The 24767-nt window shown below is 53.4% G+C and carries 27 protein-coding genes, 1 other RNA gene and 1 pseudogene; 8 read left to right on the top strand and 21 right to left on the bottom strand.

The genetic code is table 11. The annotated features are described in order from the left end of the window. Positions 1-66: 66 nt before the first annotated feature. The gene (locus ACX8ZY_RS02875) at positions 67-1041 is read left to right on the top strand and encodes a glutathione S-transferase family protein (protein ID WP_033769817.1); all 975 of its coding nucleotides are present in this window, start codon (positions 67-69) and stop codon (positions 1039-1041) included. A 357-nt stretch (positions 1042-1398) separates the two neighbouring features. Here the strand turns inward: ACX8ZY_RS02875 and ACX8ZY_RS02870 are convergent, their stop codons facing one another. The 4 genes and pseudogenes from ACX8ZY_RS02870 to ACX8ZY_RS02855 form a co-directional block, all read right to left on the bottom strand. Beyond that, entirely contained in the window at positions 1399-1812 is a 414-nt protein-coding gene (locus ACX8ZY_RS02870; RefSeq protein ID WP_233273073.1) for a hypothetical protein, read from the bottom strand. 13 nt (positions 1813-1825) lie between these two features. After that, positions 1826-2519, bottom strand: a pseudogene (locus ACX8ZY_RS02865) (hypothetical protein). Between the two features lie 1106 nt (positions 2520-3625). Continuing rightward, a complete protein-coding gene (locus ACX8ZY_RS02860) occupies positions 3626-4321 on the bottom strand; it encodes a hypothetical protein (protein ID WP_421665208.1) in 696 nt (231 codons plus the stop codon). Positions 4322-4397: 76 nt separating this feature from the next. Further along, positions 4398-4607: a hypothetical protein gene (locus tag ACX8ZY_RS02855; protein ID WP_233273071.1), complete on the bottom strand. Its 210-nt coding sequence runs from the start codon at positions 4605-4607 to the stop codon at positions 4398-4400. A 163-nt stretch (positions 4608-4770) separates the two neighbouring features. Here ACX8ZY_RS02855 and ACX8ZY_RS02850 point away from each other — a divergent pair, with 163 nt between their 5' ends. Together ACX8ZY_RS02850 and ACX8ZY_RS02845 are read left to right on the top strand one after the other, a co-directional pair. Next, positions 4771-5349 (top strand): hypothetical protein, encoded by a 579-nt coding sequence (locus ACX8ZY_RS02850; protein WP_158131368.1) that lies wholly within the window; start codon positions 4771-4773, stop codon positions 5347-5349. Between the two features lie 301 nt (positions 5350-5650). Then, a complete protein-coding gene (locus ACX8ZY_RS02845) occupies positions 5651-6643 on the top strand; it encodes a hypothetical protein (RefSeq protein WP_421665206.1) in 993 nt (330 codons plus the stop codon). Positions 6644-6948: 305 nt separating this feature from the next. Here ACX8ZY_RS02845 and ACX8ZY_RS02840 read toward each other — a convergent pair whose 3' ends face one another. From ACX8ZY_RS02840 to rsmI, 6 genes are all read right to left on the bottom strand, one after another. Then, positions 6949-7461, bottom strand: coding sequence for a hypothetical protein (locus tag ACX8ZY_RS02840; RefSeq protein ID WP_158131366.1), 513 nt, complete (start codon positions 7459-7461; stop codon positions 6949-6951). A 550-nt stretch (positions 7462-8011) separates the two neighbouring features. Then, entirely contained in the window at positions 8012-8215 is a 204-nt protein-coding gene (locus ACX8ZY_RS02835) for a hypothetical protein (RefSeq protein ID WP_233273069.1), read from the bottom strand. Positions 8216-8277: 62 nt separating this feature from the next. Beyond that, positions 8278-8985, bottom strand: a complete 708-nt coding sequence (locus tag ACX8ZY_RS02830; RefSeq protein WP_233273068.1) for a site-specific integrase — start codon at positions 8983-8985, stop codon at positions 8278-8280. Positions 8986-9012: 27 nt separating this feature from the next. Further along, on the bottom strand, positions 9013-9660 hold the full coding sequence (locus tag ACX8ZY_RS02825; RefSeq protein WP_233273067.1) for a hypothetical protein: 648 nt from the start codon (positions 9658-9660) through the stop codon (positions 9013-9015). Positions 9661-9718: 58 nt separating this feature from the next. After that, positions 9719-10097: RNase P RNA component class A (rnpB, locus tag ACX8ZY_RS02820), an RNA gene on the bottom strand. 33 nt (positions 10098-10130) lie between these two features. Further along, positions 10131-10997, bottom strand: coding sequence for a 16S rRNA (cytidine(1402)-2'-O)-methyltransferase (gene rsmI / locus ACX8ZY_RS02815; protein ID WP_010256516.1), 867 nt, complete (start codon positions 10995-10997; stop codon positions 10131-10133). Positions 10998-11059: 62 nt separating this feature from the next. Between rsmI and ACX8ZY_RS02810 the strand changes: the two genes are divergently transcribed. The 4 genes from ACX8ZY_RS02810 to dolP are packed head-to-tail and all read left to right on the top strand — an operon-like array spanning position 11060 to position 14626. Continuing rightward, on the top strand, positions 11060-13084 hold the full coding sequence (locus ACX8ZY_RS02810; RefSeq protein WP_033758882.1) for a penicillin-binding protein activator: 2025 nt from the start codon (positions 11060-11062) through the stop codon (positions 13082-13084). Then, complete coding sequence (locus tag ACX8ZY_RS02805; RefSeq protein ID WP_010699787.1) at positions 13042-13437, top strand: YraN family protein; 396 nt, start codon at positions 13042-13044, stop codon at positions 13435-13437. The genes ACX8ZY_RS02810 and ACX8ZY_RS02805 overlap by 43 nt, the downstream gene beginning before the upstream one ends. Before the next feature lie 14 nt (positions 13438-13451). Beyond that, positions 13452-14039 carry a DnaA initiator-associating protein DiaA gene (gene diaA / locus ACX8ZY_RS02800; RefSeq protein WP_010256507.1) on the top strand — a complete coding sequence of 196 codons (588 nt, stop codon included), beginning with the start codon at positions 13452-13454 and terminating at the stop codon, positions 14037-14039. 14 nt (positions 14040-14053) lie between these two features. Further along, positions 14054-14626, top strand: coding sequence for a division/outer membrane stress-associated lipid-binding lipoprotein (gene dolP / locus ACX8ZY_RS02795; RefSeq protein ID WP_010256504.1), 573 nt, complete (start codon positions 14054-14056; stop codon positions 14624-14626). A gap of 52 nt (positions 14627-14678) precedes the next feature. On the opposite strand, the gene ACX8ZY_RS02790 is transcribed toward dolP, so the two are convergent. After that, positions 14679-15383, bottom strand: coding sequence for a pirin family protein (locus tag ACX8ZY_RS02790; protein ID WP_010256500.1), 705 nt, complete (start codon positions 15381-15383; stop codon positions 14679-14681). 129 nt (positions 15384-15512) lie between these two features. Between ACX8ZY_RS02790 and ACX8ZY_RS02785 the strand changes: the two genes are divergently transcribed. Further along, positions 15513-16412 (top strand): LysR family transcriptional regulator, encoded by a 900-nt coding sequence (locus ACX8ZY_RS02785; protein WP_010256496.1) that lies wholly within the window; start codon positions 15513-15515, stop codon positions 16410-16412. Positions 16413-16421: 9 nt separating this feature from the next. Here the strand turns inward: ACX8ZY_RS02785 and ACX8ZY_RS02780 are convergent, their stop codons facing one another. The 10 genes from ACX8ZY_RS02780 to cybC all read right to left on the bottom strand — a co-directional run bounded on the left by ACX8ZY_RS02780 (position 16422) and on the right by cybC (position 24715). Then, positions 16422-18344, bottom strand: coding sequence for a BglG family transcription antiterminator (locus ACX8ZY_RS02780; RefSeq protein ID WP_031594357.1), 1923 nt, complete (start codon positions 18342-18344; stop codon positions 16422-16424). 107 nt (positions 18345-18451) lie between these two features. Next, positions 18452-19192, bottom strand: a complete 741-nt coding sequence (gene dagF / locus ACX8ZY_RS02775; protein WP_069025419.1) for a 2-dehydro-3-deoxy-phosphogluconate aldolase — start codon at positions 19190-19192, stop codon at positions 18452-18454. After that, on the bottom strand, positions 19189-20310 hold the full coding sequence (locus ACX8ZY_RS02770; protein WP_033769812.1) for a DgaE family pyridoxal phosphate-dependent ammonia lyase: 1122 nt from the start codon (positions 20308-20310) through the stop codon (positions 19189-19191). Before ACX8ZY_RS02770 ends, dagF begins: the two co-directional genes overlap by 4 nt. Next, complete coding sequence (locus ACX8ZY_RS02765; protein WP_154210841.1) at positions 20294-21424, bottom strand: amidohydrolase/deacetylase family metallohydrolase; 1131 nt, start codon at positions 21422-21424, stop codon at positions 20294-20296. Before ACX8ZY_RS02765 ends, ACX8ZY_RS02770 begins: the two co-directional genes overlap by 17 nt. Before the next feature lie 43 nt (positions 21425-21467). After that, positions 21468-22109 carry a DUF4310 family protein gene (locus ACX8ZY_RS02760; RefSeq protein ID WP_158131364.1) on the bottom strand — a complete coding sequence of 214 codons (642 nt, stop codon included), beginning with the start codon at positions 22107-22109 and terminating at the stop codon, positions 21468-21470. An 11-nt stretch (positions 22110-22120) separates the two neighbouring features. After that, positions 22121-22897 (bottom strand): DUF4311 domain-containing protein, encoded by a 777-nt coding sequence (locus ACX8ZY_RS02755; RefSeq protein WP_010256480.1) that lies wholly within the window; start codon positions 22895-22897, stop codon positions 22121-22123. Positions 22898-23025: 128 nt separating this feature from the next. Continuing rightward, positions 23026-23325: a DUF4312 family protein gene (locus tag ACX8ZY_RS02750; RefSeq protein ID WP_010256479.1), complete on the bottom strand. Its 300-nt coding sequence runs from the start codon at positions 23323-23325 to the stop codon at positions 23026-23028. Between the two features lie 2 nt (positions 23326-23327). Continuing rightward, entirely contained in the window at positions 23328-23684 is a 357-nt protein-coding gene (locus tag ACX8ZY_RS02745; RefSeq protein WP_010256477.1) for an SFCGS family glycine-rich protein, read from the bottom strand. 1 nt (position 23685) lies between these two features. Beyond that, on the bottom strand, positions 23686-24033 hold the full coding sequence (locus ACX8ZY_RS02740; protein ID WP_022623928.1) for a glycine dehydrogenase: 348 nt from the start codon (positions 24031-24033) through the stop codon (positions 23686-23688). A gap of 295 nt (positions 24034-24328) precedes the next feature. Next, positions 24329-24715, bottom strand: a complete 387-nt coding sequence (gene cybC / locus ACX8ZY_RS02735; protein WP_010256473.1) for a cytochrome b562 — start codon at positions 24713-24715, stop codon at positions 24329-24331. Between the last annotated feature and the right edge of the window lie 52 nt (positions 24716-24767).

The following is a 24767-nucleotide window of genomic DNA, read 5'->3' as shown; positions in this document are numbered from 1 at the left end:
AGCGTAATGCCACATATACTTAGCAGGGCGGGGACATTTCCCCGCCCTGTTTGCATTGGAGCCATTATGGGACAGTTAATTGACGGTGTCTGGCATGACACCTGGTACGACACCAAATCTACCGGCGGACGCTTCAAGCGTTCAGAGTCGGCTTTCCGCAACTGGGTTACCGCGGATGGCAGTGCTGGCCCGGTGGGTAAAGCGGGATTTGTCGCCGAACGCGACCGCTATCATCTTTATGTCTCGCTGGCCTGCCCCTGGGCGCACCGCACGCTGCTGATGCGTCAGCTGAAGGGCCTTGATAGCATGATCGATGTCTCCGTAGTGCATCCGCTGATGCTGGAGAATGGCTGGACGTTCGATGATAATTTTCAGGATGCGACCGGCGATAAGCTCTACCAGAATGAGTTCCTCTATCAGCTCTATCTGCACGCCGATCCGCAATACAGTGGCCGCGTAACCGTGCCGGTATTGTGGGACAAGCAGCAGAACACCATCGTCAGCAATGAGTCTGCCGATATCATCCGCATGTTCAACAGTGCGTTTGATGCTGTCGGTGCCCGTGCCGGGGATTATTATCCTGTTGCTCTGCACGAAAAGATTGATGAACTGAATAGCTGGATCTACGACACCGTGAACAACGGCGTTTACAAAGCGGGCTTTGCTACTTCTCAGTCCGCTTACGACGAGGCAGTCACTGCGCTGTTCCATTCGCTGTCGCGGCTGGAGCAGATTTTAGGCCAGCATCGCTATCTCACCGGCGATCAACTGACCGAAGCGGATCTGCGGTTGTGGACCACACTGGTGCGATTTGATCCGGTCTATGTGACCCACTTTAAATGCGATCGCCATCGCATCAGTGACTACAGAAACCTGAGTGGTTTCCTGCGTGATATCTATCAGATGCCTGGTATCGCAGAGACGGTTAATTTGCCGCATATTCGTCATCACTACTATTGCAGCCATAAGACCATCAACCCGAATGGCGTCATTTCGCTGGGCCCGGCGTTTGACTGGGACGAGCCGCACGGCCGCGGTTAAGCTGCCTGCATATCGCGCAGGGAGCAGATACAATCTGACCGCAATGACAATCTAAACGCGAAGGGAACAGGGTCAGAAGAGGAAAGCGTCCCGCGCCAGGGATGGCGCGGGCCGAGCATGTCAGGGATGACGGATTTTGCGACTTTCCGATCTGACCCTGTTTCCTTTGCAGGCGCGATCTCACCGCTGACCTTCAAACCACCGCGCGTCACAAAGCAAAAACCCCGCCGAAGCGGGGTTTTTGATAAAAAGCCGACGCTGACCGTTCAGGCAGATTGCTTAAACCACACGTCGCGTATCTGGTTTTGGGGGGAAGAGTCGCTTGATTAGTGCTGGAGATTGGGTCACTGAAGATTGTCAGCGAAAATCTACCTTACTTAGCGTTAGCGAATGTGATTTGCTGTCATGAGATATATAGAAGTAAGGCGTAACATTACCTTCCTTTTCCCATTTTTCAGACCATCCATTATGCTCCACCGCCCTGTAACCTAAGGACGCCAGATAATTTTTAACCTCAACTAAAGGAGCATCCGTGCTGTAAACAATACTACTTTCCTGCGGTTGACTACCATCCTGCGCGGTAAACGTAAAATGATATGATTCAGATGCACGTGGGGCCCTCCTGATATCCCTGTCAGTGTATAGATAATATGCCCATAGATTTGACTGAGTGTAACCTTCATCCCGTTCAGCCACCTTCTGCATACTAAAATCAATCAGCATGAAAATAATGATAATGACAGCGCCGATTGCAGCGATCCTTTTTAACATTTTCACTCTCTGTTTACTGAAATGCGTTAATGATTCCGGCTTTATCATTAGACCGTCGCACTATGTCATCATTCGGAGTAAATTTATATGGCATAACCTGTTTCATAAATCGCGGAAGCTGACCTTTATAAGGGCGTGGGCAGGTGAATTTTTCTATAGGATCAGGAAATAACAAGGGTAAAAAAACCCGTATTCTTATAACGACTAATCGGTCCATAATGGTCCCATCGGCGTAGGGCTGATTCTTTGCTGGCAATCTTAAGTTCTCCCCAATATACGCGGGGATAATTAACTTTATAGAAACCAAATAAGTCCGACACAAGATCCTCGCCACTGAAACCGCTATCAGTATACCAACTAAACCAGGGCATTGACTGCCAATTTTCAAAAGCGACAGCAGTACTCATCATCATCGCCAATGCAATACTCTGCCTTTCTGTGAGAGTTCTCCCTTTTTTTATCTCCCAGACATTAAAGCAACCAGTAGCAAATCGGCTGATCCCCATAGTTTGTTCATAACGCACCCGGTAATAAGAATCGCTGCCAGCTTCACCAGTGGAGAACTGTGCCATAAGTTTACGAACATCATCTCCGCGAGCGTGACCCATATCAAGCCAGCCAAGCACTCCTGAATAAAGAAGCCCATGCCTAATCCCGTTTTCTGAACCAAATCGGGATGAATCCAGGATTTCTCCACGATTGCTCAAATTGGGTACCTCACAAATCCACGAGTCATAATTCCCTCTATTTAATTTCCATTTTCCCCTGTGAGGAATATTACAAAATTTAACCACAATAACAATAAGCACAAACCACAGGAAAAGCTCTATTTAGTGAATGCCATGTGTACGGTAACCCGCGAAAAATGATGCACCGGTATTAGCTGTACCTGTACTCAGTATCGAATATTTTGCTATATAGGCAATGCTTCGACTTTGTGATGTATATGAAGCTGTAATTGCTGTTGATGTAAATGCAAAAAGTTTTTCATTCTCTGTAGTCGTCTGCCCAGGGACGCTGAGCATGATGCACCAAACTTCGACATTGATCGCTGCATGCTTATACTCTGCAAAGCAAAATCCCGCCGAAGCGGTAATGCCAGTCAGTTAAGCGACAGGTGATAACGCAGTCTGGTGCCGGGCAGGGGCTGGCGGTCCTCGCGCCGCTGCGCGGTCCCTTCACTTCATTCCTCTGCCTGACGGACCGCCGGGGATGGCACATCCTGTGCCGCCCCGCCTTTCGCCCGCGTCCTGCGGGCTCTCCTGGCAGACTCATTCTGTTCAGCGCTGCGGATTGCCTGCCCCAGCCCGGCCCCAGCTTGCTCTGAAACTTCCGTGCGTATTGTTAAAAAGGGCACGAGAGTGGAGGCCAGCGCGCCTCTGCTGCTGAAAGGGCTATCCACAGCGCTGAGGCGTGACGGCGGGCCAGAAGTCCATGCCGGGAAGCGTGGACAGTTCGGGGCCGGCCAGGGAGGGCCGATCCCCGAACGGTTCGTCGGCACGACGTCAAAGCCGAAGGTACCGCGTGAGCGGCGCGAGGACGGCCCGGCAGCAGCAGCGGTGCTCAGGCCCGCACTTCGGCTCGCTTGCCCATAAAAAAGGCTGTCACGTTTGACCGTGACAGCCTCTACAAATCTAATCTTAACTGATCAGCATTACGCCGGAGCGGGGTTTTTGATAAAAAGTCGAAGCTGACCGTTAAGTCAGGAGCAACCAACCATACGTCAGGCATCTATGGCGCAGGAGTTGTCTAGTGTCGCAAACCGTATCGCAGTTTGTGTTGCAGATAAAGCCAAGCTGCGATGGTTTATCCTCTACTCTTTCTTGCTGGATCGCCTGCTTTCCCATTCTTCTCTAGCAATTTGTAGCTGTTCATCTCTCAACTTTTTTTCGTCAATTCTATCTTCTGTGCCATAGGTGTCTGTTTGAATCCGCTTCGAACCTTTCGCGATATGCATCCAATCTTCACGAATTTTTTTAATTTGTTGTGAAATTTCTGTCATTGGATTTTTGGCACCCAATTGACTCATACCAGCAAAAGAAGCCATGTCGTATTTATAATTAGTGACCTCTTTCTTCGTAGAGTTTGGTTTTTTGGTCCAGCTAATGTTGACTTGAAAAACCTTCCCTTCTATCTGTTTGTAGTCACAAAGATTACTGGTCATTGTTTGACCATTTCTTAGGACGCTTATTTGCCGTAAAGGGATAGTCTGATCTTTTCGATGGGAGGCATTTTGGAGAGGTGGATCAAATGTGACCTCAATGTTGAATGCCGGTGCGTTCCCAGTGTTAGCAATACTTATATCAAAGTACAGCATCGACCATGCGTTAGGTTCCAGCGTTGCCACTACTTGAGGCTGCTCGGAGGCATCGACCATTCGCTTTGTCTCATCTGCCAAAATACGGGTTACACGCCATAAGAAAAAAGTTGCTACGGCAGTTAACAGTGCAGCAAAAGCAGAAATGAAAGTGCTGATTTTGTCAATTTGATCAAGGAAGTAGTGAATCATTTGTTCGTACCTTATGCCTCAGCCCCTGTTGATTTTCCCATATTGTATGCTGCTGCGGGTATTAGTTTTATAAATTCTATTCACTATCGTCAGTATCAAAGGTTTTGCTGTACGGACAGCGCTTCGACTTCGTGACGAAGGTAAATGTGTAGATGCTGTTGCTGTAGAAGCATAGTGTTTTGCCGTTTTCGGTCGAAGATTGTTTTGGAGAACTCATCATTATACGCCCCGCTGAACATTCAAGGGTCACCGTTAGCAGCGCTAAAACTAACCAACAAAACTTCATTACGCCTCTCCTGTGAATGCAACCATTGAGTCGATACCAATCAACAAACTATATGGTGTAGTAACCACATTGATCAATTTTATTTATCGTTAAAATCGAAATTATCACTTAAAGTGGTTAGAGTGTTTCTCCGAAGATTGATACATCAATTGTTTCCAAGGAGATGGTGTTGAACGCTAAATTCATAAAAAAAACAGATTTATATTTTTACCTCTATATGGTTGCGCCGCTATTGTTCCCAGTGGTTTACTTCATTAGCAACAATGACATAGTCGCATGCGGTGCTTTCTACGCACTAGCCTTTATCTGTATGTTTTTTGACCGAAAGGGGTTAATCAAAATCGGGGATATACCTAAAACTGGGATTGTCGGATCAGTGGTAAGAACACTCTTTTTCCCTCCTGCGTATGTATTCCTCAGAGCGGAGGATGCTGGCATGAAAAAGTGGCGCTGGTTTTTGACTGCCATTGCCATTGCTCTTGTCACTGCATATATCAGTTCAACGATAGATAAAAGCGAGTCAATCAAGACAGCAGCTTGTGAAATTACAACATCAATCTTTAAAGACCGGGACAGCGATGTGAAATGCATCGTTGTTAATGACCTTGAGAAGGTTTCAGGCAAGTACTACCGTGCCAAGGCCCTTCTCACTAATGGTGTTGATATGCCAATCACAATCGAAGACCGTGGTGATGACTACATTTACGTGACACTTGCACCTCTCAATAACTTGATTGATTGACAAATAAGGGGAGAAATCCCCTGATTTCCTACCCCGCTCCCCTGCTGCTGCTGCTGCTGCTGCTGCTGCTGCTGCTGCTGAGAATATTCCAGCAATGCCCCTCACTAAAAGTACATCCCCCATAAAACATCAACGGCACGATGTCTGATCGGTAAGGCAGTCTCTATCTGTTCGTTGTATTTGAATTTATTCTTTACCAAATATCTATTACACTTGTTGACAAACATGATCTTGATGATAAAAGCGCGTTTATCGACGCCATAAGGTAGAATTAGTCCCCCTTCAAGCAAAAGGTAATTTTATGCTCAACCTGCTTACTTACCCAGATGCAAAGCGCTGGCTCAATGATGCACTCAAGCGACATTCATCAGAAATTTACGGGAAAATAAAACCTGCTGTAGTTTGGACGAACTCTTTGGATGAGGAGGGACAGTTGATTGTTCCTGTTGATCCTTATGAGTTATCTCAACTGATAAATCAAGATCCGTTCATAATACTCCATAACCATGATCCGGGTAACCCGAAAGGACAGGTCTTAGAAAGCGCCGTGTTTGAAGATGGCTCTGGTGTTGTTTTTGTTGCTGCTATTATGGGGTTTTACGCTGGGGGTAATACATTAGAGTTTGGAACAATGGATTTGAATTTGGATGATATTTACCAGTCTCCACGAGAGCTACCTGATATGACAGAAGAAACTTGGATTGAATTAGCCTATGATCCAAGGGATGTTAGTCCACAGTGGATCGAACACATCAGCAAAAATGCACCGTTAAAAATTAAAACAAACGAGTCATCATATAATGATGCCCAAACAACTCAAGAATTGGTTAGCATCGGAATCAGTTACTTAGCTATAGTTTGGAATCCCTTTGTGACTGCTGTTGCATCAGAAGCTGGAAAGAAAACATATACGGCGCTTCATAACTGGATTTTGAAATTATTTAATGAATTATCTGAAAGAAAAAATCCCATTATCAATCTTGTTTCCCATCAAAACGGGTGTCAAGTATCTTTCATATTACGTGGTAAAGACGTTAAACAACACTACGCTGCCCATAAAATGTTATCGAGTGCTGGGGTACAAGCTGCCGAGTTGATAAGAAAATTAAAAAATCAAGACAAGGTTCCAACACAGCTAACATATGAATGGGATAAAGAATCCCAGTTATGGTATCCAACATATGCAGTGCTGACGGACAAAAGCATAATTGTTGATAGAGCGACACTTATCGCTATAGAACAATTACCTGAGGGATTAAGCCTCGGATTAATCAAAGGGAAGTCGCGGACATGATTTAAGCATAGCTATTGGTTTTCATCTGTAGAGCACAGCTTGGTATTTTTCGTAACATGGTCTGTTATGAGTATAGGTATTAGTAAAAACCAGTACGTTTATTGCGTCAGTAAAGTATGCCTATGCCGCATCCCTGCTGGCGCGGAGTCGTACCAATTGCCAGATTTTTCACTCAGAAAAGTTTCGGCGAGGCGGGGACGAATTTAAAGCGGTCCGGATTTTCTTCCTGGATTTTTCGAGCGGCGTTTATTGCCCTTTCCAGTGCGTCAAGGGCGATGTCAGCGGGGCATGGTGGTCCCTTCTTATTAACGGTCATGGGGCGCCCCAGTCAGGAGCATATCGCGGAGTCGCTGTCGCATAGCGTCACTCTCCGCTGCGGCTACTTCCTCAGCACGACGTTTTGCTTCGTTAGTGGCGTCTTGAACAAGCTTGTCCACTTCACGCTCCATCGCGGCGGCGAGTTCGTCGTGATATGCATCCTCCACCTGTCGTTTCAGGTCGGCGATCTCCTTCTCCACCAACTCCATCGGTTTGCGTAGCGTGATGCTTATGTTTCCCTTACCAGCAACGTAGACCGACTGCGGAAGCGATATGTCATATCGCCAACCTTCCAGTGTCCTCTCTTGGAGTTGTTGGATAGCCAGCGGCGCGGCAGCATTGAAACGCTGGAAGGTGCTGGTTGCTGTGTAGCGTTGTATAGCCGTATCAATACGCGCTGCCAGCACGGCGACATCAGGTCGGAACCGTTTTGCGGCCTCGCTTAGGAATGCCTGTAAATCGCTCTCTGCGGCTCTTAGAACCTGTCTCTTTGTAGCCATTGTTATCTCCGTAATCAGCTGTAAATGGACGTAAAAGCCTGCTGGCGCTCTCAGTGGGCGTCATTTGGTGCGACCTTTAATACGGTCATCTTTTGGTGTTGATGTATCAGGCTATTAGGCGTATTCGCCGTACTAACTCTGACCACACGCGGGGCAATACTGGGGTGTCTGAGGGCAGAATCGAAACCATCGAGTTACTTCGGCCCGACCAAATGTCACACCAGCGAGACTGCGCTCTTCCAGTGCAGCCAAAGCTCGGTATGTAGTAGACAGCGGCAGTTCTACGCAACGAGAAACCATCTCGGCAGTAACGGGAATATCAATTGTGTTTAAGTAGTGCAGAACGTTGATCCTCGGGGTTGTGGCGCGTAGATCAACGGTATTCAGTAAGTTTGCCAGAGTTGTACGTTCTGCGCGATTGGGATACGTGAACAGAACTGGCGTGGGCATTACATACATTGTGCTCCTTATGAAAGTGGGAAGGGTTTAAACCCTATGCATTGATTTTACACGATTTACTTAAAAAAGTAAATTTTAATGAGAATGATTATCATTTTAGCCAATCAAGGTTCTTCACGACTGGTAGTAAATCAGAAACAGTAAATCGGTGGGTGTAACGCTGTGTCTGACCTGTCTGTGAGTGCTCATGACCCACCACCTGCTGCACAAGCTGTGTGTTATTGGTCTTCTGCGTTTCGGTGATAAAAGTGTGTCGTAGGCTATGCACGATTCGGCGGCTTTTGTAGTCGTCCATATACTCAATACCCGCAGTTTCACGTATTACATGGAAAATACGGGTAAGCTGCGTATTGTTAGTTATTTCATATTGTTAGTTATTTCAGGAAAGACCTTTTCGCCAGCTTTTTTACCTTGTAGGTATTTTAAAAAACCCATATCAACCAGACGAGGTGCAAGGGGGACTTGTCTCGTTCCGGCATCTGTTTTGCTGTCCTCAATCATAATGTAGTGCCATTTACTGTCATCATCGATACGAACATCCGATACCATTAGTTTCGATATCTCAGCACGTCGGGCACCCGTGTACGAAAGTAACAAGAAGGCCCATTTCTTCCAGTCTTCAAGTGTCGAAAAATGCTCAACCAGCTTCCGCATTTCTGTACGACTGTAGTTGCCATAGCTCTTGCTTTGAGCTTCGTATCTAACGTTGTTTGTTGGCGATGTTTCAAGTGCTCCAATTTCCACGGTTAGGTAGGTGGAAAACAGCCCCTGGCAGAGTTTCAGATAATCTTTGACCGTCTTAGGTGCTACGACATCCTCTTCCGGGATATCATCAAGATCCAGACATTGCTGGATAGCCATGCTTTTGTAGGGCTTCTTGTTCTGACGTGGAAGCCCTTTCACTACTTCAAGCAAGTTTTTAATATCACGCCGGGTAATATCCTTAACGGGTGTATCAGCTCCCAGCACTAATTTAAAAACCTCGAAATATTTCTCATTACCTTGTCGAATCTTCGGTTTCCAGTCGGATTTAAACTTGAGGAATCCTTCCCACGCCTCGGACAAGGTTAGCACCTCTTCTGTGGCGATATCTTACGGAGTGGTTAACGGCGTAAAGGTAGCTGGAATGCTTTGTTTCATACTGGCAAGTATTTGTGAATAACCACCAAAATCATTGCGTGAAAAAGCGGACAGTGCCGATTGTGACTGATGCAGGGTAACAGAGTATTTTGCTGCGGCATCTGCTATTGCCCTTTCCTTTCCGTCGATATCAAAACCGGATGACAAGGATTTTTTGAAATAAACCTTGGTCGCTGATTCTTCACCGCTGAACAATACATCCTGATAATAATTCTGGAAGAAAGATGAGCTAACTTCTTTCAGGCCCACTGGCGTGGGTGACATTGCACTTTCTAAGCGTTCTATACGAGCTTCCGCAGGGATAGATTCGACATAGGCCAGAACTTCAGCATTCAGACCCGCTACAAATAAATCAATATCTTGGATGGTAAGTTTTTTCATCGTTTTTATGATTTCGGCAAATTGCTGTCGCGTTATCCTACCAAGCCTGAGCAGAGAGATGGAAGGCGCAAGACGAGAAATCATTACCTGGCAACGACGAGGGCTATCAGTCCCTAACGAGCAACGGAAAAACTGGCTATCAGGAAAGCGAAAATAGACATAGTAAATGTCATTACGGCGGAGTGTGTGGGGGATGTTGCAACCGTTGGTGTATCCCATTTTGTATCCCAATTGGTTTCTGAGAACCTGAGACACACCAACGTATTGTTTTTGAATGAGTCGAAGCTGACCGTTAAGCCGGGTTCTGTCGTGGACAGTCATTCATCTAGGCCAGCAATCGCTCACTGGCTCAAGCAGCCTACCCGGGTTCAGTACGGGCCGTACCTTGTGAACCCCTATTTGGCCTTGCTCCGGGTGGAGTTTACCGTGCCACGAACTGTTGCCAGTCGCGCGGTGCGCTCTTACCGCACCCTTTCACCCTTACCTGATCCCATTTCTGGGCCATCGGCGGTTTGCTCTCTGTTGCACTGGTCGTAGGCTTGCGCCTCCCAGGCGTTACCTGGCACCCTGCCCTATGGAGCCCGGACTTTCCTCCCCTCTGCCCGTCTCCCCACAAGTGAGGACGACGACAAAGCGGCGACTGTCTGGTCAGCTTCGGCGCGGGATAATAGGACATTCGCCGGCGTTTGTCACGCCTCTTGCTGCTCCAGCGCATACTTATAAAGCGCATTTTTCTTCACGCTGTGGATCTCAGCGGTCAGCGCAGCCGCGCGTTTCAACGGCAACTCTTTTTGCAGCAGCGCCAGCGTACGCAGCGCATCGGCTGGTAACGCATCTTCATCATCGGTCTTGTAACCTTCGACAATCAGCACCATCTCGCCTTTGCGACGATTCTCATCTTCTTTTACCCACGCCAGCAGCTCGCCGACCGGTGCACCGTAAATCGACTCCCAGGTTTTGGTCAGCTCGCGCGCCAGCACCACGTAGCGTTCGGCACCCAGCTCACTCACCATATCCTGCAGGCTGTCGATCAGACGGTGGGTCGACTCATAGAAAATCAGCGTGCGCGGCTCCTGCACCAGCGCCCGCAGGGCGTCGCAACGGCCTTTGGTTTTCGCGGGCAGAAACCCTTCGTAACAGAAACGATCGGATGGCAGTCCTGCGGCACTTAATGCAGCAATGGCAGCACAGGCGCCCGGCAGCGGCACCACACGAATGCCCGCTTCACGGCAGCGACGCACCAGATGGTAGCCCGGATCGTTGATCAGCGGCGTGCCAGCATCAGAAACTAAGGCTATGCTTTGACCCTCCTGCAGCTTCGTCAGCAGCAGTTCAGCCTTGTGCTGCTCGTTGTGGTCATGAAGTGAGAAGAGTCGCGCATTGATGGCGAAATGTTGTAGCAACAGTCCGGTATGACGTGTATCTTCCGCAGCGACCAGATCGACGCTCGAAAGCACCGTCAGCGCCCGCTGGGTGATATCACCCAAATTACCAATCGGGGTTGGAACGATGTAGAGCGTGCTGGCAGAAATCTCTGCCCGATCGAGTTGTTTCATTGTTTCATCCGAATTGCCGATTTAATATTGAGCATCTTGAAAAAAACATCACTGGATACAGTATGCTTCCTTCAAAAGTCGTTCGTCATAAAGCAGGACGCTTTCTGCCTGTCATTCTTGCTGGGCTGATTTTAGCCGCATGTAGCGGTCAGGGGCCGCAAACCTCAACCGTCAATATTCAGGGGCCCGTCACAGCCAGCTCCGCTTACTATCTGCAGCAAGCGCAGCAAAGCAGCGATGATAGCAAGACCGACTGGCAATTACTTGCAATCCGCGCCCTATTGAAGGAAGGAAAGTATCCTGAGGCGACTCAGCAACTGAGCCAGTTGCCGCAGCAGCTCTCTGAGACGCAGCAACAGGAATCCCTGCTGCTGAAAGCGCAATTGCTGATTGCACAGCAGAAGATCAAAGACGCCGAACCGCTGTTAGCGGCAGTGAAAACCGGCGCACTGTCGCAGGATCAGCTGGCGCGTTACTACAGCCTGCAGATCGCCAGCGCACAGGGTCGCCCTTCACTCTCGCTGCTGCGCAACTATATTGCCCAGGAGCCGCTGCTGAAAGGCACCGATCATCAGGGCAATATCGACGCCACCTGGCAGACACTGACCCAGATGTCGCCGCAGGAAGTCAGCAACCTGGTCATCAATGCCGATGAAAATGTGCTGCAGGGCTGGCTGGATCTGCTCGCGGTCTGGCGCGCCAACACGCAGGATGCCGAGATGCTCAAGTCAGGCATCAAAGACTGGCAGACCCGCTATCCGCAGAACCCGGCGGCCAAAACGCTGCCGACGCAGCTGAGCCAGATGCAGAACTACACCAAAGCTTCAACCAGCATCATCGCGCTGCTGCTGCCGCTGAATGGCCAGGCTCAGGTGTTCGCCAACGCGATTCAGAAAGGCTTTAATGATGCGAAGAATGGCATCTCCGCGCCGGTCACTCAGCCTGCGGCAGCTCAGCCCGCCGCTGCTGATGCAACCGCCAGCACCCAACCCGCTGCCGCTGCTGGTTCTTCCACCGATCCCATCAGCGCGCCGCAGCAGCAACAGCCTGCCGACACGACGCCACAGCCTCAATCACAGCCTGCTGCCGCAGAACCGGCCAGCAACGCACAGATCAAGGTCTATGACACCAGCAGCCAGCCGATTGAGCAGGTGATGCAGCAGGCACAGCAGGATGGTGCCACCATCGTGGTCGGCCCGCTGCTGAAGAGCAACGTTGAGAAGGTCGCCAACAGCCAGACGCCACTGAATGTGCTGGCGCTCAACGAGCCGGAAAAGATCCAGAACCATCCGAATATCTGCTACTTTGCGCTTTCTCCTGAAGACGAAGCGCGCGATGCGGCGCACCATATCTGGGATCAGGGCAAACGCCAGCCGCTGTTGCTGGTTCCGCGTAGTGGACTGGGCGATCGCGTCACCAACGCCTTTGCTCAGGAGTGGCAGACGCTGGGTGGCAGCACGGTGATGCAGCAGCGCTTTGGTTCGACCTCAGAGCTGAAGCAGGGCATTAACAGCGGCGCGGGCATCAGCTTATCCGGTACGCCAGTGAACGCTGCACCTGCCGAGCCGCAGGGTGTTACGATTGCGGGCCTGACTATCCCGGCACCGCAGCAGAACACGCCAGATGTGGTCAGCACCAGCAGCGGTGGTGGTGTCGATGCGGTCTACATCGTCTCAACGCAGGACGAACTGCAGCTGATCAAACCGATGATCACCATGCGCACCGGCAGTCGCAGCAATATCTCGCTCTACGCCAGTTCGCGCAGCGCGCAAGCCGGTGCCGGCCCGGACTTCCGTCTGGAAATGGATGGCCTGCAGTTCAGCGATATTCCGCTGCTCTCCGGCAGCAATCCTGGCCTGATGCAGCAGACGTCGAAGTCATTCAATAATGACTATTCGCTGGTGCGTCTCTATGCCATGGGAATGGATGCCTGGACGCTGGCGAATCACTTTAACCAGATGCGTCAGTCACCTGGCTTTACTCTGGACGGCAATACCGGCAAGCTCAGCGCCGACACGGATTGTGTGATCAACAGGAAGTTGACATGGAACCAGTATCGTCGGGGCGAAATCGCACCGGCCAACTAAATCGGCGTCAGACTGGCGCCAGGTATGAAGAAGATGCCCGGCGCTATCTGGAGCAGGCTGGCCTGATATGGGTCGCCAGTAATGTTCACTTTCGCAATGGTGAACTTGACCTGATAATGCGTGACGGGCACTGTTGGGTGTTTGTTGAAGTTCGCTACCGACGCGATGCGCGTTATGGTGGCGCGCTCGCCAGCGTAACCCGGAATAAACAACAAAAGCTGCTGCGCGCTGCCGCTCTCTGGCTGGCGCAACGCGGCGGCAGTTTTGAAACAGTGAATTGCCGTTTCGACATCATCGCCATTACCGGCACGGCGCTCGAGTGGCTGCCGAATGCCTTTAATGCAGACGTTTAGAACCAGGTGGTCGTGTGCAGGACAGAATTAAAGCGTGTTTTACCGAAAGTATTCAAACTCAGATTGCCGCAGCCGAAGCGTTGCCCGATGCCATCTCCCGCGCCGCTATGACGCTGGTGCAGTCGTTACTGAATGGCAATAAAATCCTGAGCTGTGGCAACGGTGCCTCATCCGCCAATGCACAGCACTTCGCCGCCAGCATGATCAACCGTTTCGAGACCGAACGCCCAAGCTTACCGGCGCTGGCGTTGAGCGCCGACAATGTGATGCTGACCGCGATTGGTAATGACCGCCTGCACGATGAGATCTATGCCAAGCAGGTGCGCGCCCTGGGACACGCAGGCGATGTGTTACTGGCTATCTCAACCCGTGGCAACACCCGTGACATCGTTAAGGCCGTGGAAGCGGCGGTAACACGCGATATGACTATCGTTGCGCTTACCGGGTATGATGGCGGAGAGCTCGCCGGACTGCTGGGTCCGCAGGATGTGGAGATCCGCATTCCGTCGCATCGCAGCGCCCGTATTCAGGAGATGCATATGCTCACCGTTAATTGCTTATGCGATCTGATCGATAACACTCTCTTTCCCCATCAGGAATGACCGAAGGAGCACGAATGAAAGCATTGAATGCTATAGCTATTCTGTTAACCGCCATGCTGCTGCAGGGCTGCGTTGCGGTTGTGGCGGGTGGCGCAGCGGTTGCCACTAAAACGGCCACCGATCCACGCTCGGTGGGTACGCAGGTTGATGACAGCACGCTGGAGCTACGCGTGACTAACGCGCTGGCTAAAGATCAGCAGATTAAAACCGATGCCCGCATTATCGCCACGGCCTATCAGGGCAAAGTGTTGCTGACCGGTCAGGCGCCTTCGCAGGAGATCGCCGGTCGTGCCAAACAGATCACCATGGGCGTTGATGGCGCAACCGAGGTCTATAACGAGATTCGTATCGGCCAGAAAGTGACGCTGGGCACCACGTCGTCAGACACCTGGATTACCACCAAAATCCGATCGCAGCTGCTGGGCAGCGATCAGGTGAAATCCTCCAACGTGAAGGTGACGACGGAGAATGGCGAAGTGTTCCTGCTGGGTCTGGTGACACCGCAGGAAGCGCAGGCAGCGGCTGATGTCGCCAGCCGCGTCAGTGGCGTGAAGCACGTCACCACGGCCTTCACCATGCTGAAGTAGTACGCAAAACGCAAAAAAGGCGGCCATGGCCGCCTTTTTTATTGCCCGATGTTCAGACGGGAATGTCGATGACCAGTGCGCGGGTCGCGGTTTTCGCCGTCAGTTGCAACAGCTTCTCTTCCTGCAAAAAGGCACCATCGCCACAGCCCAGCTTCTCCTGATGATCCGTGCCGGACATCGCTTCCAGCGAACCGTGAATCGACTGCAGATAGGCACGCGGCCCCTGTAACCGCAGCGAATGCTTTTCGCCTGGTGCCAGCTCGACCTGATGAATCCACACCTGCTGACGCAGTTGCAGACTGTCGTCCATGCCATCCGGCGAGGCGATCAGCTGGGACAACCGGCCATCCGTCAGGGCGATTTTCTGCATCCGCGGATTTTCGCGCTCCGGACAGGCGGCCAGCCAGAGCTGCATGCGTGTCAGCGGTCGATCTTTGCTCAGGTTCATTTCGGTGTAACTCACACCCGGCTGGGCAGAGAGCAGCAGCGCTTCCCCTTCCCGCACGCTGATGGTGTTGCCTTCGCTGTCGCGGTATTCAGCTTCACCCTGCAGCACGATGTTCAGGACATCAACCTGTGGATAGGTGCGCGGCTGAAAAGCGGCACCTGGCGCCAGCACTTCCTGGTTCAGTACGCGCAGTGACGCGTACCCCATCAGTTTGGGATCAAAATAGTGGCCAAAAGAGAAACTGTAGCGCGCCTGTAACCAGCCGAAATCGGCCTGACCACATGCGGACGCACTGCGTGTTGTTATCATTGTTTACCTCCAGCATCCGGTGACGAGGATCGGCCACGGACTATATGCTCCCATGGTAAAAGTCTGGACGCCGGATTGTTAGCCAGTTAATCTGCCGGGCATGTTCAAATTTCCTGACAGAGAACCGGGATGGCTAAAGAGCGTGCGTTAACCCTTGAATCTTTACGCGTTATGGATGCGATTGATCGGCGTGGCAGTTTTGCCGCGGCGGCGGATGAACTGGGGCGCGTCCCTTCCGCCCTCAGCTACACCATGCAAAAGCTGGAAGAGGAGCTGGATGTGGTGCTGTTTGACCGTTCCGGTCACCGTACCAAATTTACTAACGTGGGACGCATGCTGCTGGAGCGTGGCCGGGTGCTGCTGGAAGCAGCCGATAAGCTCACCACCGATGCGGAAGCGCTGGCACGTGGCTGGGAAACCCATCTGACCATCGTCACCGAAGCACTGGTACCTGTTGATGCGCTGTTTCCGCTGGTGACGCGACTGGCCGACAAGGCCAATACGCAATTTTCGCTGGTGACGGAAGTGCTGGCGGGCGCATGGGAACGGCTGGAACAGGGCCGGGCCGATATCGTGATCGCCCCCGATATGCACTTCCGCGCCTCCACCGAGATCAATACGCGCAAGCTCTACACCATGATGAGCGTCTATGTCGCCAGTGCCGACCATCCGATTCATAACGAGCCTGAACCCCAGTCTGAAGTGACGCGGGTGAAATACCGTGGCATTGCGGTCGCAGATACCGCGCGTGAGCGTCCGGTGCTGACCGTGCAGTTACTGGATAAGCAGCAGCGCCTGACCGTGAGCAGCATGGACGATAAGCGCCGTGCGCTGCTGGCTGGCCTGGGCGTGGCGACCATGCCCTATTCGCTGGTAGAGCAGGATATTGCGGAAGGCCGTCTGCGGGTGGTGAGTCCGGAATATACCCGCGAGGTCGATATTATTATGGCGTGGCGGCGTGACAGCATGGGCGAAGCCAAATCCTGGTGCCTGCGTGAGATCCCGCGCCTGCTGGCGAAGAAAAACTAAAGCGCCGATTCAGGGCGAGGGCCAGGAGCGGCTCAGGCAATCCATCGCCACTGCCCTGAAGCGGGTGAAATCGGTGCTGTCCCGCAGGCGTGTCATCGCCCTTTCACGCAGGAACGTCACAAACAGATCGTATATCGCCATCGCCTCTTCATATTCACTTTTGCTGATCGCCAGCAGGAAAATGACATAGGCGGTATCGTCTCCCCAGGCGATGCCGTGCGGCGCCAGCACGGTGTAAACCACGGTTTTCTTTGCCAGCAGCCCCAGCGAGTGCGGCAGCGCAATGCCTTCGCCGAGCATGGTGCTGACAATCGCTTCGCGCTCTTCAACCGACGGATAGAACGCCGCATCCACAAATCCCTCCGCCTCCAGTTGATCGCACAGCTGGCGAAACAGTTCAGACTGGGTCATCGGCCTGTCGACGATATGAAAGTGCTGAGCATCAAAAAATTTCGCCAGCATATAGGGCCGGGTACGGTCCACCAGCACCAGCTTGCCAATCTGTTCCAGCTGAAAACCGGTGGGAAACGGCGACATCACCACCACCGGTTTCTCTTTTTCGCTGAGCCGGATGGTAGAGATAACAAAATCTTCGTCGATGCGGCTGCGCGCCTCATACTCGCGCTGGGACAGGCGGGCCGTGACCTGCAACTGCGGATATTTGCGCAGCAGCATCGCCTCAATCATTCGCAGCGTAGAGTTACCGCTGTCGCAGACCAGCAGCACCTGCGGATGACGCTGATAACCGACGTCATAGTGGCGCTCCAGCCCGACACCGATATGCAATACCAGAAAGCCAATCTCATTCTCGGTGATGACGTAAGGGGTATATTTCCCCCAGCTGGTCACCGCCGCTAAGGTGACATCATAGGCCATGGGATAGTGCTGTTTGATGTTGCTGAGCAGCGGGTTGGGAATATGAATCTGATAGCGCACCCGCGTAATCATGGTTTTGATGTGGGTGAGCAGGTCAGCACGCAGCTGCTGATCGTTTTGCAGATTGAAGTTGTAATGCGTGTTGATAAAGCTGAGCAGATAATCCACCAGCGCGTCGGCGTCATCAGCATTGATGGCGCTGGGAGCAATCGCCTGAATGCGTCGCGCGGCGATATTGACCCGCAGCCAGTTCTCTTCCGCCGGTGAAATCGGTTTGCTGACCAGCGGACGCATCAGATTAATCAGGTGATGGGCCGCTTCACGCACCTCATCACCAATCTCCTCTGCACCCGGATCGTTAAGCGGATAGCCTTCACTGATGCGCCGCACCGCCACGGCGCAGTAAAGCCGCAGATAGCGTTCACCCTCATCGCTGAGCCGAATGTTGTGCTGAGCAAAACAGCTTTGCAGCAGCGGGCGCAGCGTCTCCAGCATGCCGCTGTTCAGCGCTTCGATAGTCAGCAGCGGGCTCTCGGGCTGCGCCTGATCAATTTGCCATAACAGGTCGGTCAGGCAGGTACGAATTGCCACTTCGCTGCCAAACAGCTTCATGCCGTAGTGTGGCTTGCTCTCAATGGTGAGGTGATAGCGCCCCAGCCATTCGCGCACCTCCGCCATATCATTCTGCAGGGTCGCGCGGCTGACAAACCACTCCTCTGCCAGCTCTTCAAGTTTCAGGGAATAGGCGGCGGTAAGAAAGCGGGTCAGCAGGTAGCGAACCCGATCCGGCGAGGTGCGCGGCACCCGTAGCGGCGACGCGGTATGCTGTTGCAGATGCTGAAAGCGCTGAGCATCCTCAATCTTCAGCTGATAGCCCGCGCCGCGATTGAGGACAAACTGCGCGCCATGTTCTGCCAGCAGCGCATTCAGCGCCGTGATATCGGTACGCACGGTGCGTGTCGAGACGGCGAAACGCCGCGCCAGCTCATCCTGAGGCAGCGTTTCGTTTTGCATGGCATCGAACAGTTGCGCAAGGCGCTGATTGGGAAATCTCACAAGCGTTACCTGTTTGCAGACAGAAATAGGGAACATCAGCCTACGGAGATCGTCTCGCAACGTCCATGCTGCGCGATCTGCCTGTTGCAGGCAGATCGTGTTGATCTCTAAGCCAGCAGCGTTTTACAGATGGCCAGCAACTGCTTCACATCTTCAACGCGGGTCTCTCCGCTGGCTTTGTCGATGATCGAACTGTAGACGTGCGGGATCACTTTGCTGACGCCCGACTCCAGCGCTATGCGCACGATCTCACCGAAATTTTCCAGATCGATGCCGCCGGTTGGCTCCAGCCAGAAATCCAGTTTTGCACAGGCTTCCGCCACAGCGCGATACTCATCCACCGCCTGCAGACCGCCCATCGGGAAATATTTTACCGAGCTGCCGCCCATATCCTGCAGCATCGCGATGGCCGTTTCGACGGGCACTATCCCGTCACGCTGTTTTGAGCTGCGCGGTCCTGTGGAGATTTTCACCTGACCTGGCGTGCCGGTGGGCGAGATCAGCCCGTTCACTATCGTCTGCGACTGCCCCAGCAGCGCACGGCTGGTGGCGACGCCGGTAAAGACCTGATTCACATGCTGCGGTTGCAGCACTGCCGCGATCTCACTCACCATCTGTGACTGGTTGGGATCGCCCGCACCCAGACCAATCGAGAGCGCATTATCGATCAGCGCGGCATACTCGCGCATATCGGCGATAGCGGCTTCATTGCTGGCGTAGTTTTTCGACAGTACGCCGACCAGCACATGCCCTTCTGCCGCCTGCCAGATAGCGCGTGCATTCTCTTTCGATCCCGCCAGTACGTTAAGGCAGAGACGATCCTGATAGAAATTGGGGGTCAGCGTCATGCGTTTTTCTCTCCGTTTAACAGTGCCTGAATGCGGGTGAAAATAGTGTGCAGTTGATCGGCGCTGACGCTGCGCACGTCCGCCTCAATGATCCCTTCGTTGGCTTTGTAGCCACGGAAGTAGATCGCCACATCGCCGTTTTTCAGCGCCTGCACCAGATCGCCGGTGCGCTGCTGGATCGCGGCTTCGTCGAACTTGATCTCAGCACGGGCGATGTCGCGTCCGGCTGCGTCCCACACTACCCGGGCCGTCACGCCATTCAGACTGTTGAGCTGTTCAATGAACGGCGTCATTTTTTCCACCATCTGCGCACCACTGATTTTTGGCTGCGTCAGATAGTTTTCAATCGCCTGGGTCAGCCCCAGGATCCCCTCTTTGCCCACTTTCATCGCGCGGCCAATGCCGTTGGTCTGGCGTTTGACCCACTCAACGTAGTGGTGTCGGCCAATTACCAGTCCGCTGGTCGGCCCTTCAATCGCTTTTGCTCCGCTGTAGATCACCAGATCGGCACCCGCCTGGTAGTAGCATTGCAGATCCTCTTCTGCCGCCGCATCGACGATCAGCGGGACGCCATGCTGGCGCGCAACGGCTGCGGCCTGCGCCACATCGAGATGGCTCTTCTGCACACAGTGGTGCGATTTTACATAGAGGATCGCCGCGGTCTGTGGGGTGATCGCCGCCGCCAGCTGGGCGGGTGAGCACTCGTTGCTGTAACCCGCTTCCACCAGTTGCCCGCCACCCAGTGCCACCATGCTGCCGACCGGTGCGCCATAGTTCACGTTGTGCCCTTTCGGCACCACAATCTGATGCGGGACGGTCAGCGGCGCGGCATGCAGGTTATCCACCAGCCAGTCGTTGTCTTTCACAATCACCGCCGCCACGCTCTGGGCGATACCGGCCGAGGCGCAGGAGACCACCAGCGCGTTCTCCACCTTCAGCAGACCGGCGATATAAGCACCGGTCTTATCCACCAGATCTTTCATTTCGAAGTAGTGATCGAGGCCATATTTCACCGTATCGATCACCTCACTCGATGGCGTAGAGACGCCGAGGATCGTCATACGGCCAGAGGCATTAATCACCGGCTTCAGGCCATACTTTTCATATACCGAGGTCATGCGCTATTCCTTCTTCAGTCGCGATCCACGTACCAGCAACGACGGCCGCCAGCGGGACCAGATGCTTCTCACCTGCGACCTGTTCACCTTCTGAATCGATGAATGGCCGGGTTTCCTCTTTGACGCTAAACACTGTCAGATCGGCGTCGTAGCCCACTTTCAGCTGGCCTTTGCGCTGCAGGCGCAGTCCTGCCGCCGCATTGACCGTTACGCAGTCAATCACCTGCGGCAGGGTCATACCGACACTGAAAAATTTCGACATCACATGCGCCAGGTTGTGAACCGGTCCGGCCAGACGATTGCGGCAGTAGATGTCAGAGCTGATGGTGTCGGGCAGAATGCCCTGCGCAATCGCCGCGCGGGCGACTTCAAAGCTGAAGCTGGCACTGCCGTGGCCGACATCAAGTTTGACGCCACGCGCGATAGCCTGTTTTACCGCCGCTTTGAGTTCGCCCTGCGGCGTCAGGATACGGTTGGGTTTGCCGTTAAAGCAGTGCGTGATGATATCGCCCGTGGTGAGCAGATCCGCAATCTGGTCGAGATTGGGCGGATTATTGCCAATGTGAACCATCAGCGGCAGCCCGCCGGTTTCCTGCTGGATCGCCTTCGCTTTAATCAGCGGCTGCACACCATTCTCGCCCACCACGCTGCTGCTGATGCGCGCCTTGAGGCCGACAATAAAATCGGGCAGCCGCGCCACCGCCTGCTGCACCGCCTCGCCATCTATCTGCGTCATGTCAGCCAGCTCATTCTGGGTGACGATGCCGGTGCGGGCGATATTGATCAGCGCATAAACCTGGGTCTGTGCCGCGCGTGTCAGCCGGTAAAAGTCATCAATGTGCTCTGCGCCGGTGCTGCCCGCATCGACAACCGTGGTGACGCCATGCGCTACGCCAATCGCATCCGCTTCATCATGATAAATTGGTGATTTGGGATAGCAGTGAACGTGGGAGTCGATCCAGCCTGCGCTGAGGTAGTAACGGCCAGCCAGATCGCGCTCGTGCTGCGCGTTACCCTGCACCTTGCCTATGGCGGCGATACGGCCATCCTGCAGCGCAATGTCGACCACCTGCTCATCGCTGAGACGCGCACCGCGAATAATCAAGTCGTACATGGTTTCTCCTTAACGGCAGCCCGCTGCCGGGCTGCCGGTGAGATCAGAGAGCAATCGGAAACAGTGCCCCAAGGATCATCGCGCCGAGGATGGCGCCGCCGGTAATGGGCTTGTTCCAGAGATAGAAGAGCAGCGCGCCCAGCAGCGAACCCAGGCCAATCGGAATGGATGCCGCCATGGCTGACAGGATGATCAGCGGCCCCAGAAAGCGCCCCGAGGCATTACCCGCACCCATCATCACGTCTGCGCCGTAGGTTGAGTCGTTCTGATTGATGGTGAATTTACGCGCCAGAATAATCAGGTAGCCAATCGCCACACCAATCACCAGGCCCGTCGCCAGCGAGGCAGCGAAGTTCGCCACCGGGAAGACAATGCCCGCACCCAGCAGCAGTGCCGGAACGCCCAGCCCGACGCCGGTCTGAATCGCCCCGCCGATATCCAGAATGCCCACCAGCGAGCCTTCGATGATACGGGCGAACAGGAAGCTGGCACCAAAGGCGGCGACCGCGCCGTAGACGCCGGTCTCCATGCCTGCGCGCAGCATCGACACAAACGCCACTTCGTTGAACGCGCCGATGCCATAGAGGTAATACATGTGTGTCCCGGCAAAGACGCCAGAAGAGAGCAGGCCAACAAAGATCGGGAAAGACCAGTCGGCGTACCAGAAGCCTTTATTTTCGTTCATCGCATCGCCTCTTATTTGCCGCTGACTGAGTTATGGATCATGTCGAGCCAGCCGGGAATGCCGAGCTGGAAGGACTGCAGCAGCTTCATATCGAAACCACGGAAGAAGCCGCTCAGCACAAACAGCAGCACGATGGCGGTCATCATGACTTTGGTGACCCGGTTCCAGCCGCTCTCTTCCACGCCTTTACCGATCAGGATACCCAGCACCAGTCCCGGCACGGCGTTGCCCATGATCAGCTGCGCCAGACCGCCAAAAATGGTGGCCCAGAAACCTGACTTTCTGCCCGCGTCGATCGCCGCCAGCCAGAAGATCACCGGCATGACGGTGTTCACCAGCAGGTTAGCGGCGGGCACCAGCACTTTGACCGCCGTGACCTGCAGCGCAGCCGGAACAGCCGAGGCGGTGGAGTTGAGGAAGGCGACCACGATCATGCCGATGATGCCGCAGGCGATGGCCATTTTTTTCGGATCGTGCAGCGTCTCCGCCACATTACGATTCTTCACCATCAAGGCGGCCGCACCCCAGTTTGGAATGATGCGATGATCCACATCCTGAGTGAATGAACCGGCTGCAACCGACGATGCCCAGGCATTGAAAAAGAAGCCAAGACCAAAGGAGAAGTGGGATGCCGGATCGCCCTCGCACGAGTTCAGTTCGCCCAGCGTACGGAAAGCGCCCATGCCCTGAGTGGTTGGCGCGTGGAACATGCGCGCCGCACCCGCACCGACGCCGACCCCTACCAGCCCGCCAATGATCAACGACTTAAACAAAATGATTAAAAACATGTTGTTGTACCTTGTTGTCGTTTTTACCTGCCCAATCGCACGCCGCCGCATCGCCCACGCCTGATCATCGCGATGTCGCGACAGCAGAGCATCGGGCAAACGGCTGGCTGGCGTTAACAGGCTCTGCTTTACGATGCCGCCGTGAACGCCACCTGTTCGGTGTCGAAAACGGTGACGCTGACGGTGATCTCCAGCGTGACGCTGAAGCTCCGCCGTTGGCGCGCCAGAAAGAAGAAGAGAAACTTCTCGGTTTTGACGCTCTCCTGCGCGCGCAGCACCCGGACATCCTGAGGTTCAATGCGCAGCAGAATTTTTTGCGTCGCGCGCAGAACCTGGTTCTGCACACGACTCAGGGCATCGGCAAAGGCTTTCGCTTTGGTGTCGCCTTTGCCCTCGACCGTCACCTGGGTAACGTATTGTTCTTTCATAATCAGCTGCCGTGCTTCTTGTTCCAGGCCTGCACCAGCCGCTCACCTAACTCTTCTTTATCCATAAAGCCGAAGCCCAGCACCGTGGCACCTTCATTAATGGCGGTGACGCCTTCGTCGACAGAACGCATGCCATGCTTTGCTTTGTAGCCATATTTGTTCTGAGCGGTGATAGCACCGGCGCCGCCGCTGCCGCAGAACGAGATGCCGAAATCGGCGTTTTCCGCCTTCATCACGTCACCCAGTTTCATGTCAGCGGCGACACCTGGCACCACGACGGCACGGCCACCCGCTTTTTCGATGCCCGCCGCCACTTTCTGTCCTTTACCTAAACGATCACCAATCACTACTGTTACCATCTTATGTTCCTCTCTGGTTGTTTGATCGCGCGACTTCAATATGCACTGACAGCAGCCAGGCCTCTTCGCGGGGCAGATTGCCAAACAGATCGACGACCTGCTGCGCCAGCGCTAACGTTTCCGGCGGAATATCCTCAAACAGCTCCGCTTCCACTTCCGGCAGCGGCTCACCGCTCAGCGAGCGTGACGCCATGGCACCGACATGCGATTGCAGCATCTGCTGCTGAACCGCATTGGGCTGAATACCCTGCTGCTGATAGATCGCAGCAATCTGCGTCATCACGCTGTCAGCCAGCTGTTGCACTTTCTCAGGTGCCGCTTCATACACCGGGACGCCGTTATTACTCACCTTGCTACTCCTGTTAAACCGGATAATTCGCGTTAAAAACAAATTAGCGGTCATCGCCCCGGCTGTGGAGAGGCAACATTTCCAGCAGCAAGTGGAAATTGAAGTGAAGGTTGTGCGTCAGATCGCAGGCTGCATGCTTAGTGCGACACGCGTCGCAGAATGCGTAATTTGATGGATTTAACCGTGTAAGACGGTGATGTTGTGCGGCGACAAGCCGGACGCGCGGGGGTTCAGGGTGCGGTGATAAGCAGAAGTGATGGTAAAAAACCGCCGGCCTGGCTGGCCGGCGATCTGATTAACGGAATTTCTTATGGTTGGTATTGCGGATGTCGTCGAACTTCGCTGCTTCGCGTTTCGCCCCGTCCACATTGTTGGCTTTCGCCAGCGCGCTGACCACATCGATCTGCGCGATCAGTGAGTCGATACCGGCATGGAAATCTTTCACCTGTGGGCTGTCAGCCGGCTGGCCTTCCAGCTTATCCGGCGTGCCCTGTCGCGCATCCTGTGCCGCGGCACGCATTTTGGTCAGCGCCTGCTGCATCTCCTGGGCATTGTCACTTTTTTTGACGATTTTCAGGTTCGCATTCAGTGTATCCATATCCTGCTCCAGATCCGCCGCATAGAGACTGACGCTGGAGAACAACAGAGAAGCCGACAACATTGCAATCACATGCTTACGCATCATTACTTCCTTTTTATTGTGATGAAAAAAAAGCAGCCAACCGGCTGCTTCA

It is taken from the genome of Pantoea sp. XAF26B01_ASV70 (assembly GCF_054512635.1).
Note: the sequence above shows the minus strand (reverse complement) of the source record. Positions and strands in the feature narration are given on the sequence as shown.

What these genes read in the sequence shown, in the direction of transcription:
- ACX8ZY_RS02825 (WP_233273067.1), bottom strand. Translation starts at nt 9,660, where the DNA reads ATGGGATACACCAACGGTTGCAACATCCCCCACACACTCCGCCGTAAT.
- ACX8ZY_RS02875 (WP_033769817.1), top strand. Translation starts at nt 67, where the DNA reads ATGGGACAGTTAATTGACGGTGTCTGGCATGACACCTGGTACGACACC.
- ACX8ZY_RS02785 (WP_010256496.1), top strand. Translation starts at nt 15,513, where the DNA reads ATGGCTAAAGAGCGTGCGTTAACCCTTGAATCTTTACGCGTTATGGAT.
- ACX8ZY_RS02745 (WP_010256477.1), bottom strand. Translation starts at nt 23,684, where the DNA reads ATGGTAACAGTAGTGATTGGTGATCGTTTAGGTAAAGGACAGAAAGTG.
- ACX8ZY_RS02870 (WP_233273073.1), bottom strand. Translation starts at nt 1,812, where the DNA reads ATGTTAAAAAGGATCGCTGCAATCGGCGCTGTCATTATCATTATTTTC.
- ACX8ZY_RS02850 (WP_158131368.1), top strand. Translation starts at nt 4,771, where the DNA reads ATGGTGTTGAACGCTAAATTCATAAAAAAAACAGATTTATATTTTTAC.
- ACX8ZY_RS02770 (WP_033769812.1), bottom strand. Translation starts at nt 20,310, where the DNA reads ATGACCTCGGTATATGAAAAGTATGGCCTGAAGCCGGTGATTAATGCC.
- ACX8ZY_RS02840 (WP_158131366.1), bottom strand. Translation starts at nt 7,461, where the DNA reads ATGGCTACAAAGAGACAGGTTCTAAGAGCCGCAGAGAGCGATTTACAG.
- ACX8ZY_RS02765 (WP_154210841.1), bottom strand. Translation starts at nt 21,424, where the DNA reads ATGTACGACTTGATTATTCGCGGTGCGCGTCTCAGCGATGAGCAGGTG.
- ACX8ZY_RS02750 (WP_010256479.1), bottom strand. Translation starts at nt 23,325, where the DNA reads ATGAAAGAACAATACGTTACCCAGGTGACGGTCGAGGGCAAAGGCGAC.
- ACX8ZY_RS02860 (WP_421665208.1), bottom strand. Translation starts at nt 4,321, where the DNA reads ATGATTCACTACTTCCTTGATCAAATTGACAAAATCAGCACTTTCATT.
- ACX8ZY_RS02790 (WP_010256500.1), bottom strand. Translation starts at nt 15,383, where the DNA reads ATGATAACAACACGCAGTGCGTCCGCATGTGGTCAGGCCGATTTCGGC.
- dolP (WP_010256504.1), top strand. Translation starts at nt 14,054, where the DNA reads ATGAAAGCATTGAATGCTATAGCTATTCTGTTAACCGCCATGCTGCTG.
- ACX8ZY_RS02845 (WP_421665206.1), top strand. Translation starts at nt 5,651, where the DNA reads ATGCTCAACCTGCTTACTTACCCAGATGCAAAGCGCTGGCTCAATGAT.
- cybC (WP_010256473.1), bottom strand. Translation starts at nt 24,715, where the DNA reads ATGCGTAAGCATGTGATTGCAATGTTGTCGGCTTCTCTGTTGTTCTCC.
- rsmI (WP_010256516.1), bottom strand. Translation starts at nt 10,997, where the DNA reads ATGAAACAACTCGATCGGGCAGAGATTTCTGCCAGCACGCTCTACATC.
- ACX8ZY_RS02760 (WP_158131364.1), bottom strand. Translation starts at nt 22,109, where the DNA reads ATGAACGAAAATAAAGGCTTCTGGTACGCCGACTGGTCTTTCCCGATC.
- ACX8ZY_RS02810 (WP_033758882.1), top strand. Translation starts at nt 11,060, where the DNA reads ATGCTTCCTTCAAAAGTCGTTCGTCATAAAGCAGGACGCTTTCTGCCT.
- ACX8ZY_RS02805 (WP_010699787.1), top strand. Translation starts at nt 13,042, where the DNA reads ATGGAACCAGTATCGTCGGGGCGAAATCGCACCGGCCAACTAAATCGG.
- ACX8ZY_RS02755 (WP_010256480.1), bottom strand. Translation starts at nt 22,897, where the DNA reads ATGTTTTTAATCATTTTGTTTAAGTCGTTGATCATTGGCGGGCTGGTA.
- dagF (WP_069025419.1), bottom strand. Translation starts at nt 19,192, where the DNA reads ATGACGCTGACCCCCAATTTCTATCAGGATCGTCTCTGCCTTAACGTA.
- ACX8ZY_RS02835 (WP_233273069.1), bottom strand. Translation starts at nt 8,215, where the DNA reads ATGGACGACTACAAAAGCCGCCGAATCGTGCATAGCCTACGACACACT.
- ACX8ZY_RS02855 (WP_233273071.1), bottom strand. Translation starts at nt 4,607, where the DNA reads ATGAAGTTTTGTTGGTTAGTTTTAGCGCTGCTAACGGTGACCCTTGAA.